8 protein-coding genes and 1 pseudogene are annotated in these 10,655 nt (G+C 73.6%); all 9 read left to right on the forward strand.

Translation table 11 applies throughout. From position 1 onward, the window contains the following. Positions 1–61: 61 nt before the first annotated feature. Complete coding sequence (locus ACN6LM_RS29850) at positions 62–2,338, forward strand: catalase (protein ID WP_445068492.1); 2,277 nt, start codon at positions 62–64, stop codon at positions 2,336–2,338. Between the two features lie 88 nt (positions 2,339–2,426). Beyond that, a complete protein-coding gene (locus ACN6LM_RS29855; protein WP_445068493.1) occupies positions 2,427–2,615 on the forward strand; it encodes a hypothetical protein in 189 nt (62 codons plus the stop codon). A 111-nt stretch (positions 2,616–2,726) separates the two neighbouring features. Beyond that, entirely contained in the window at positions 2,727–3,197 is a 471-nt protein-coding gene (locus ACN6LM_RS29860; RefSeq protein ID WP_445068494.1) for a DUF5709 domain-containing protein, read from the forward strand. 67 nt (positions 3,198–3,264) lie between these two features. Continuing rightward, positions 3,265–4,431, forward strand: a complete 1,167-nt coding sequence (locus ACN6LM_RS29865; RefSeq protein ID WP_445068495.1) for an aromatic acid exporter family protein — start codon at positions 3,265–3,267, stop codon at positions 4,429–4,431. Between the two features lie 9 nt (positions 4,432–4,440). Further along, positions 4,441–6,908 (forward strand): annotated as a pseudogene (locus ACN6LM_RS29870) (molybdopterin oxidoreductase family protein). Next, positions 6,905–7,387, forward strand: a complete 483-nt coding sequence (locus ACN6LM_RS29875) for a hypothetical protein (RefSeq protein WP_445068496.1) — start codon at positions 6,905–6,907, stop codon at positions 7,385–7,387. Before ACN6LM_RS29870 ends, ACN6LM_RS29875 begins: the two are co-directional and overlap by 4 nt. A 114-nt stretch (positions 7,388–7,501) precedes the next feature. Next, entirely contained in the window at positions 7,502–8,266 is a 765-nt protein-coding gene (locus ACN6LM_RS29880) for a VOC family protein (RefSeq protein ID WP_445068497.1), read from the forward strand. Positions 8,267–8,591: 325 nt separating this feature from the next. Next, positions 8,592–9,872, forward strand: coding sequence for an MFS transporter (locus ACN6LM_RS29885; RefSeq protein WP_445068498.1), 1,281 nt, complete (start codon positions 8,592–8,594; stop codon positions 9,870–9,872). Positions 9,873–10,034: 162 nt separating this feature from the next. Then, the coding region (locus ACN6LM_RS29890; RefSeq protein WP_445068499.1) for a sigma-70 family RNA polymerase sigma factor at positions 10,035–10,655 on the forward strand (621 nt) is incomplete at its 3' end.

The following is a 10,655-nucleotide window of genomic DNA, read 5'->3' on the forward strand; positions in this document are numbered from 1 at the left end:
CCAGCGCGTGCCGACCACTCCGCGCACGGCACTGCCCTTCCCCCCGCGAGATTGGAATCCAGTGAGCGACAAGAAGAACCCGGTGTCGGCCGCAGCGGAGAAGATCGCCGGAAAGGTCCAGGACGCCGTCAACCCCGGCAACGAGATCCCCGGCGCTCCCGGTCCCGAGCCCGCCCAGGTCGACGAGCCCACGAAGCCGCGCGAGCCGCTGCCGCCCAAGCACGACCAGCGCGGTCCCGAGACCGTGAGCCCGACCGGCCGGCCGACGGGCGCCGCCCAGGACAAGGTGGCCCAGGGTGGCGCCTACCTCACCACGGCGCAGGGCGCCCGGCTGTACGACACCGATCACTCGCTCAAGGCCGGTCCCCGGGGCCCGGTGCTGCTCCAGGACCACCATCTGCGGGAGAAGATCACCCACTTCGACCACGAGCGCATCCCGGAGCGGGTGGTGCACGCCCGCGGTGCCGCCGCCCACGGCGTCTTCCGCGGGTACGGCGCTGCGGCGGGCATCACGAAGGCCGCGTTCCTCGCCGAGGGCGCCGAGACGCCGGTCTTCGTCCGCTTCTCCACCGTGCTCGGCTCGCGCGGCTCCGCCGACACGGTGCGTGACACCCGGGGCTTCGCGACGAAGTTCTACACCGACGAGGGCGTCTTCGACCTGGTCGGCAACAACATGCCGGTCTTCTTCATCCAGGACGCCATCAAGTTCCCCGACATCATCCACGCGGGGAAGCCGCACCCGGACCGGGAGATCCCGCAGGCGCAGAGCGCCCACGACACGTTCTGGGACTTCGTCACCCTGCACACCGAGGCGACCCACCACACCCTGTGGAACATGTCCGACCGGGGCATTCCGCGTTCGTACCGGATGATGGAGGGCTTCGGCGTCCACACCTTCCGGCTGGTCAACGCCGAGGGCGCGACCACGCTGGTGAAGTTCCACTGGAAGCCGAAGCTGGGCGTGCACTCGCAGGTGTGGGAGGAGGCGCAGATCACCGCCGGCATGGATCCGGACTTCCACCGCCGGGACCTGGCCGACGCGATCGAGGCGGGTGCCTTCCCCCAGTGGGAGCTGGGGGTGCAGACGTTCCCGGACACCGAGGACCAGATGTTCGAGGGCATCGACCTGCTCGACCCGACGAAGATCGTTCCGGAGGAGCTGGCGCCGGTCAAGCCGATCGGGCTGATGACATTGAACGCCAACCCGTCGAACTACTTCGCCGAGACGGAGCAGGTCGCCTTCCACGTCGGACACCTGGTGCCCGGCATCGACGTCACCAACGACGCGCTGATGCAGGGGCGGCTCTTCTCCTACATCGACACCCAGATCACCCGGCTCGGCGGCCCCAACTTCGCGCAGCTGCCGATCAACCGCACGCACGCGCCGGTCAACGACATGCTGCGCGACGGGATGCACCAGACGGCCGTGCACCGGGGCGTGGCGCCGTACCGGCCCAACTCCCTCGACGGCGGCTGCCCGTTCACCGCCGGCGCGGACACCGGCGCCTACATCGAGGTGCCCGTCGAGGTGCCGGCCGCCAGGAAGGTGCGGGACGCGGCGGCCTCGTTCGACGACCACTTCAGCCAGGCCCGGCTGTTCTGGCTGAGCATGACGCCCACGGAGCGGGAGCACATCACCGCCGCGTACACCTTCGAGCTCGGCAAGTGCTGGGACCAGGCGGTCAAGGAGCGGGGCCTCAAGGTGCTCGCCAACATCGACCCCGTGCTGTGCGCGCACGTCGCCGAGGGGCTGGGACTGCCGGCGCCCGAGGCGACCGAGCCCCTGGCCTCGCCCGAGCCCAGCCCCGCCCTGTCCCAGCTGGGGCACACCTGGCCGGTCGAGGGCCGGATCGTCGGCATCGTCACCGACGGGGAGACCGGCCTGGACGCCGTGCGGGAAGCGCGGGGCGCGGTGCTCGACGCCGGGATGGTCCCCCTGGTCATCGCGCCTTCGGGCGGCAAGCTGGGTTCCGGCGGCGACCCGGTCACCGTGCAGCGCACCTTCACCACGGCCCGGTCGATCGAGTTCGACGCGATCGTGCTGGCGGGGGCGCCCGCTCCGGCTCCGGACGCGTACGGGGCCCGTGACGCCAAGACCGACGACGGGGCCCGGTCCACCGGTGTGGACCCGCGCGTCTTGCTGCTGGTCACCGAGGCGTTCCGGCACGGCAAGGCCGTCGGGGCCTGCGGTGACGGGGCGACGGTGCTGGAGAAGGCCGGCCTCGCCTCGAACGCCCCGGGCGTCGTGGCGGGCGAGGCCGCGTCCACGGTGCTGGACGGCATCAGGGAACTTCTCGCAGGTCACCGGGCCTGGGACCGTTTCACGCCCGCGCTCTGACCCCGCCCCGGGCCGGTGCGCGTAGCCGGCCCGGTCCAGGGCACGCGCGGGGGGAACGCCGCAGACCGCCACCGACAGGAGGAGACACATGAGCCACCAGGACCGAGAGCACGAGCAGCCGCCCCGGACCGCCGCCGAGGAGGTCGTCCGCGAAGCGGAGGAGGCCGAGACGGACGTGGCGGACATACGGGAGCGGCACGGCGGGGACAGTGAGGCCGGCGATGCGCTGACCCCGAACGAAGAGGCCCAGGAGGACGCGGACCAGCCTCGCCCATAGGGTGACAAAGCGCGTGTTTTCCCCGTGCCCGGCAGGGCACTCGCAGGGTGCGAGGGGCGGCCCCGGGCGGCCGCCCCGGCATCCATGACGCCTCCGACGGAAGGACGAATCATGCCGACAGAGGCACGTGGCGACGACGTCTACCAGCCGCAGGACGACGGCCAGGACCCGCCCAACGACGACCTCGACCTGGAGAACACGCTCGGCGAGCGTGGCCTCGACGACCAGATGGAGGAGGGCTACTCACCGCCCGAGCGCCCCCTCGCCGTGGACAAGTACGGCACGACGGGCGAGGAGGAACGCCGCGGCGAATCCCTCGACCAGCGCCTCGCCCAGGAGGTCGAGGACGTCGAGCCGCCGGACGGCGACGGCATCGGGGACCTGGACGGCGGCGAGGGCGAGCCGCTGGAGCCGGAGGAGGGCGGGACCCGCTCGGGCCGGCTGAGCGCGGCGGACGAGGTGCCGGGACGGCGCACCGACGTCTACGCCGACGACGTGGGCATCGACGGCGGCGCGGCCTCGGCCGAGGAGGCCGCCGTACACACCACGGACAAGGAGGAGGACCAGGGGCGCCAGGGCTGATCCCGGGCTCGCCCGGCAGGTCCGCCGCCCCGGACCGAATCGCGTACAGGAAGGGTTGTCGGTGCTGGTGAACGGGATAACCGCCGGCCGCCGTACGGCGGCCGTGCGGGAGCGGCTGGGGGCGCTGGCCCCCGAGATGCGCCGCCCCGACCGGTACCAGCTGGTGCAGTCCTTGAAGGCCGCCGCCGCTGCCGCCGTCGCCTGGGCGCTCACGGGGTGGTGGCTGGCGGCGCCGATGGCGCTGATGGCCCCCTGGGCCGCCGTCGCCCTCGTGCAGGGGACCGTCTACCGGTCGCTGCGCTCGGCGGTCGAACTGCTCGCGATGATGGCCTGCGGCACCCTTCTCGCCGCGGGCGCGGCGGCGGTCACCGGGAACACCATGGCGGCCATGCTGATCGCCCTGCCGCTCACCGTGCTCCTCGGCAACTGGCTGCCGGTCGGCGAGCAGGGCCTGTACGCGCCCACCACCGCCCTGTTCGTCCTGGCCTACGGGACGTACTCGCTGCCCGCCGTCGGACACCGGCTGCTGGAAACGGTCGTGGGGGCCGTCGTCGGGATCGCGGTGAACGCGATCGTCCTGCCGCCGGTGCACTCCCTGCACGTGAGGACGCTCGCCTGCGCACTGCCGAGGGACTGTTCCCGGCTGCTGCGCGACCTGAGCGAGGGCATGGCCGAGCAGTACGACGAGGAGCGGGCGGAGCGCTGGCACCGGGCCGCCGGGGAGCTGCCCGGCGCGCTCTCGGACCTGCGCGCGGCGCGCGGATGGGCGACGGAGAGCTTCCGCTTCAACCCGGGGCACCGGATGCGCCGCAGCACCCCCTCGCCCTCCGAACGGTGGGACGTGGTCTGGGCGCAGGTGGCGAACCGGCTGCTGACCTTGACGCTGACGCTCTGGGAGACCGCGGCGGAGGGGCGCGGTCTGCCCCGTCCGCCGGGCCCCTCCCTGAAGGACCTGAGCGCCGTCATGGCCGCCGCTTCGGAGGTCTGCGCGACCGACGCGACGATCATGGAAGGCGGCCCGGACGACGACTGCCTGGAACAGCGCGCGAGCCGGCTCGCCGAGGCCCGGCGCGCCCTGGCCGGGGCGAAGCGGCAGCTGCGCGGGCCCGGGCCCGACGCCGGCGCCTCGCTCGGCAGCCTGGTGGCCGGCTGCCAGGCACTGCTGGACGACCTGAATCCCGGCGAGGACGGCTCGGCACTTCTGGCCGGCGGCGCCCGCACCGGCCGGATCTGAGGAGTACGCATGACACGCACGGACCGCATCGCTCAGCCCTGGGGCACCCGGACCCCTTACGGTCCCGGTGAGCCCTGGCCCGTCCGGGTGGACACGCGGCTCGCCGACGGGGTGACACCGGACCAGGTCGAGCGGTGGGTGCAGTCGGCGGCGATCCTGCACTCCAACGGGGACGGGCTCGACATCGCCGTGAAGGACGGCCGGATCGTCGGGGTGCGCGGCCGGGCGCAGGACCGGGTCAACCATGGGCGGCTCGACCCGAAGGACCTCTTCGGGTGGCAGGCCAACGGCTCTTCCGACCGGCTGACCCGCCCGCTGGTCCGCGACGGGGGCGGCCGGCTCGTGGAGAGCGACTGGGACACCGCGATGGACCGGGTGGTGCGGCGTACGAAGGAGCTGCTCGACGAGCAGGGGCCGTCGGCGGTGGGGTTCTACACCTCGGGGCAGCTCTTCGCGGAGGAGTACTACACGCTGACGCTGATCGCCCGGGGCGGTATCGGCACCAACCACCTGGACGGCAACACCCGGCTGTGCACGTCCACGGCCGCCGAGGCACTGAAGGAGTCGTTCGGCAGCGACGGTCAGCCCGGCTCGTACACCGACATCGACCACGCGGACACGATCGCGCTGTTCGGGCACAACATGGCGGAGACGCAGACTGTGCTGTGGGCGCGGGTGCTGGACCGGCTGGCCGGGCCGAACCCGCCGGCCGTGGTCTGCGTGGACCCGCGCCCCACCCCGGTGGCGCGGGCGGCGACCGTGCACCTGGCGCCGAAGCCCGGGACGAACGTGGCCCTGATGAACGGTCTGCTGCGGGAGATCGTGGAGAACGGCTGGACCGACCAGGACTATCTGGACCGCAACGTCGTCGGCTTCGATGAGCTGAAGAAGCGGCTGGACGCCTACACGCCCGAGCAGGTGGCGGAGCTCTGCGGAGTCCCCGCCGAGCGGATCCGGGAGGCCGCCCGTCTGCTGGGCACCGCCGAGCGGCTGCTGTCGACGGTGCTCCAGGGCTTCTACCAGTCGCACCAGGCCACCGCTGCCTCGGTCCAGGTCAACAACCTGCACCTGGTACGGGGCATGCTCGGCAAGCCGGGCTGCGGGATCCTCCAGATGAACGGCCAGCCGACGGCGCAGAACACCCGCGAGTGCGGCGCCAACGGCGACATGCCGGGGTTCCGCAACTGGGAGAACGACGCGCACATGGCCGAACTCACCCGCCTGTGGAACCTGGACCCGCTCCGGGTGCCGCACTACGGCCCGCCCACGCACGCGATGCAGATGTTCCGGTACGTGGAGGAGGGCTCCATCCGGATGCTGTGGGTCAGCGGCACCAACCCGGCGGTGTCGCTGCCGGAGCTGCGGCGCATCCGCTCGGTGCTCGCGCAGGAGCGGCTGTTCCTCGTCGTCCAGGACGCCTTCCTGACCGAGACGGCGCAGCTCGCCGACGTGGTGCTGCCGGCGGCGGTCTGGGGCGAGAAGACGGGCACCTTCACCAACGCGGACCGCACGGTGCACCTGTCGGAGAAGGCGGTCGAGCCGCCGGGCCGGGCCAAGCCGGACCTGGACATCTTCTGCGACTTCGCGCGCCGGCTCGGCCTGCGGGACAAGGACGGCGGCCCGCTGGTCCCGTGGAGCGACCCGGAGGCGGCGTTCGATGCCTGGAAGGAGTGCAGCCGGGGGCGCCCGTGCGACTACACGGGCATCACGTACGCGAAGCTGCGCGGCGGGAGCGGCATCCAGTGGCCGTGCAACGAGCGGCATCCGTACGGTACGGAGCGGCTGTACGCGGACGGCCGCTTCTGGAGCGACCCGGACCACTGCGAGAGCTACGGGCGGGACCTGGTGACCGGGGCGCCGCTGGAGGAGACCGAGTACCGGGCGATGAACCCGTCGGCGAAGGCGGTCATCAAGGCGGCCGAGTATCTGCCGCCGCACAGCCGCCCGGCGAGGAGTATCCGTTCTCGCTGATCACCGGGCGGACGCTCTACCACTTCCACACCCGGACCAAGACCGCGCGGGCCCCCCAGCTCCAGGCCGCGGCCCCGGAGGTGTGGGTGGAGGTCTCCGCCGGTGACGCGGCCTCGTACGGCATCGAGGAGGGTGATCTGGTGGAGGTCACGACTCCGCGCGGCACGGTCCGGGCGGCGGCGCGCGTCAGCGGCATCCGGGACGGGGTGCTGTTCCTGCCGTTCCACTACGGCTACTGGGACACCGACGGCGGGTTCGAGCCGAAGGGCGAAGGGCGCGCCGGCAACGAGCTGACGCCCACCGAGTGGGACCCGGTCTCCAAGCAGCCGCTGTTCAAGACCGCCGCCGCCCGGCTGCGCCGGCTCGGGCCCACCGGCTCCCCCGCCCCGGCGCCCACCACCACCGCGTCGGCCCCGGTCGCCGGGGCGGCCGTGCCCGCGACGACGGGCGGCGGCGCGGGCGGGGCGGACGAGGAGCGGCACGCGTACCGGGAGGAGACCCGATGAAGCTGGACCTGGTTCTCAAGGAGGTGCACCGCGGGGAGAACGCTCTCGCGATGCGGCTGATGCGCCTCTCCAGTACGCACTCCACCGATCACGAGGTGCACCACGTGGCCCGCGACCTGGCCGCCTGGTCGCGGCAGCACGTACGGGAACTGGCGGAGGCGGCCGCCGGTCACGGCGTGGACCTGGACCCCGAGCCGAAGGAGGAGTTCCCGGCCGCGGCCTGGCTGCGGGAGAAGGGCGGCGAGCTGGTCGGACGGCGTCCCGAGACCGGACTGCTGCTCCTGCGGGATCTGCGCGACACCTATCTGAAGGCGGCGGCCGTCTCCGTGGACTGGGAGCTGCTGGCCCAGACCGCCCAGGCCGCCCGCGATCAGGAACTGCTCGATCTGACCGAGCGCTGCCACCCGCAGACCCTGCGCCAGCAGCGCTGGGCCAACGCGATGATCAAGGTCGTCTCGCCGCAGGTCCTGACCAGCTGACCGGCTCCCCCGGCCGGCCCGGTGCGAAATCCGGTGCGGACTTCCGGGGGAGCGCGTGCGCGGGCCGGGGCGCGGGCGCATCGTTCTAGAGGGCCCCCGGCGAAGGAGCGCCGCATGCCGAGTCTCGACTGGAAGACACCTGTGGCGGGCGCGCCCTGCTGGGTGAGTCTCACGACCCACGACCTGCGGGCCGCGCGGGCCTTCTACGGCCGTGTGCTGGGCTGGGAGTTTCAGGACAGCAGCCTCGGCGACGACTTCGTACTGGCGCGTGCGCACGGCAGGGCGGTCGCCGGGATCGGGACCTGTCCGGGCTCCGGCGGCCCGCCCCCGGCCTGGATTCCGTACTTCGCCGTGCCGGACGCGGACGGCACGGCCGACCGCGTCCGGGAGCGCGGTGCCACACTCGCCGTCGGCCCGCTGCCGCTGGGCGAGGGACGGGCGGCGATCGCCGCCGACCGGGAGGGTGCCGCCTTCGGCTTCTGGGAGGGCCCGGCGCCCGTCTGGGCCGACGGGCCGCGCGCCCCGGCCAGGGTGGATCTCCAGTCGCGCCACGCCTTCGAGGCGGCCATCTTCTACGCGGAGGTCTTCGGCTGGGCGAGGCCGCACAGCCGGTGCGGCGTCGAGTACGCGGAGGACCGGGTCCTCGTACGGGCGGGTGGGCACACCGTCGTCACCCTGCGTGGCGGAGGAGTGGAGGACGCCCCGGATCCCCGGGTGCGGGCGCGCTGGGTCGTGGACTTCCTGGTGCCCGACAGCACGCGGACGGCGGAGGCGGCGGTGGCCTCCGGGGGCGAGGCGACACCGGTGGACGGTGTGCCGGGGACGGCGTTCGTGCTCCGCGATCCGGAGGGCGCGCTGTTCACGGTCTCGGACCGTTGACGGCTTCTGTGTGAGCAAACCCACCAGCGCGCCGAATCCCTTGCGGCGACTGGGCTTCCGGGGCACCGGGGCAGGGCGGGCGGACGCCCCGGCCGGTGCCTCGGCGGGATGTTTGTGAAGATGAAATGCGCCGGCGGGCCGTTGCCCGTCTGCCGTTCGCAGCCGAGGCATTACCGAGACACCGTTCCGTGATCCGACGCGTGCTGCTCCACCGCCCCCGTCGGAAATGTGCTCCCCCGTGCCTCCTGCCGCCTCCGTTCCCGAGTCCGCCCGGAAGACGCGCCGCCGCGACAGCAGCCCCTGGCGATGCCTGACCGTCCCCAGCATGCGCTGGTGGTCGGCCGCCAACCTGGTGTCGAACACCGGGGCGTGGATGCAGCTCACCGTGCAGAACCTGCTGGTGCTCCAGATCACCGGTTCGGCCGCGGCGACGGGCCTGTCCCTCGCCGTCCAGGCCGGACCGGGACTGCTGCTCGGCGTTTTCGGCGGCGCCGTGGTGGACCGCTGGCCGCTCAAGGTCACCGCCGCGGTCAGTCAGGCGGTGCTCGCCGTGATCGCGTTCTCGACGGCCGCCCTGATCGGGGCCGGGCTGCTGAACATGCCCGTGCTGCTCGTCCTGGCGGCGATCACCGGCATCGTGAACACCATCGACGGGCCCGCGACCTCGCTCCTCGGGAACGACCTCGTGCCCCGGACGGACGTGCCCTCGGCCATCGCGCTCGGTTCGATGGTGCACAGCGCCGGACGCCTCGCCGGGACGGCGCTGGCGGCGGTGGCCGTCGGGACGCTCGGCACCGGGTCGGCGTACGTGGTCAACGGCGTCTCCTTCCTCTGCGTCACCGCGGTGATCCCCTTCCTGCGGCCCGCCGGGGAGGCGGTGCCGGTCCGGCGGCCGTCCCTCGACAAGCGCCCCGCACCCGCGCAACGGGCGGCGGCGGGTGGCGACACCCGGGCCGGGGTGGCCTACTTCCTCGGGAAGCCGGGGCTCGTCGCCCTGGCCGGGATCACGGCGGTGAGCTCGATCTTCGGCCGGAACTACCAGCTGACGCTCGCCGTGCTGGTCATCGGCCCGCTCGGCGCCGACGAGAGCGACTTCGGCACGGTCTCCACCGTGCTGGCCGTCGGCGGCATCCTGGGCGCCGTGGTCGCCGGGCGGCTGCGCAACCCGACCGTGCGCCTGGTGGGCGTCCTCGCCGCGTGCGGCGGGCTCCTCCAGGTCGCGGCGGGTCTCGCCCCCGGACTCATGGTGCTCATCGCGCTGGTCGTCCCCATGGCCGTGGTGGAGTCCGTTTCCGACACGGCCGGGTCGACCGTGCTGCAGACCGAGCCCGAGCCCGGGATGCGCGGCCGCGTGCTCGGCGTCTGGCGCAGCGCGAGCACCGGGTGGCAGCTGGCGGGTCCGCCCCTGCTCGGGCTGCTGGTCGAGTGCGCGGGCGCCCGGGGCGCGCTGGTCGCCGGAGGGCTGCTGATCGCCGGTGCCATCACGGCCGGCGGGCTGCGCGGCCGCGCGGTGGCCCGGAAGGCGGCCGGGGCGGACCGGCCCGTCCCGCCCCAGGAGCCGGTGGCGGCTCCGGTGTCCGCGCCCGCGATGACGCCGGTCGCCTGACCCGGGAGGCGACCACGCGCACGTTTGAGGCGGCCCCGTACGGGAATGGGCCAGGGGTGCTTCGGACAAGAGGCGCGCCCGTGGGAGCTCCGCTCCGGGTGCCGCCTGTCCGGCGGAGGCTCCCACGGCGGTCCTGACAGGCGACGCCGAGGAGTGATCACCATGGCCGGTGCCCGACAGACTGCCCCCGCGCGACACCGGGACGCGCCGCCGGAAACGGCGTCCTTCCACCGCCTGCGGGCCCTGCCCGACGGCCCCGAGAGGGACGAACTGCGCCGCGCGACCGTCTGCGCGTGGCTCCCCATGGCCCACCGGCTGGCGTCGCGCTTCCGCGACCGCGGTGAGCCCCTGGACGATCTGCGCCAGGTGGCGGCGATCGGCCTCGTCAAGGCGGTGGACCGGTACGACCCTGCCCGCGGCAAGGCGTTCGAGACGTACGCCATCCCCACGGTGGTCGGCGAGCTCAAGCGCCACTTCCGCGACCACACCTGGGACGTCCATGTGCCGCGCCGGGTCCAGGACCTGCGCAACCAGGTGCGGGTGGCCCGCCGCGACCTCGCCCAGGCGCCGGGCGGGCGGCTGCCGACCGAGGCGGAGATCGGGGCCGCGACAGGGCTCTGTGCCGAGGACGTACGGGCCGGTCTGGAGGCCCTGGACAGCTACCGCACGCTGTCGCTGGACGCCGAGGTGCCCAGGGCCGAGGACGGGTCGTGCCTCGCCGACACCCTGGGCCTGTGCGACCACGCCCTGGACCTGGGGGGGGGGGGGGAGGGGGGGGGGGGG

This window comes from Streptomyces sp. SAS_281, from assembly GCF_052542855.1.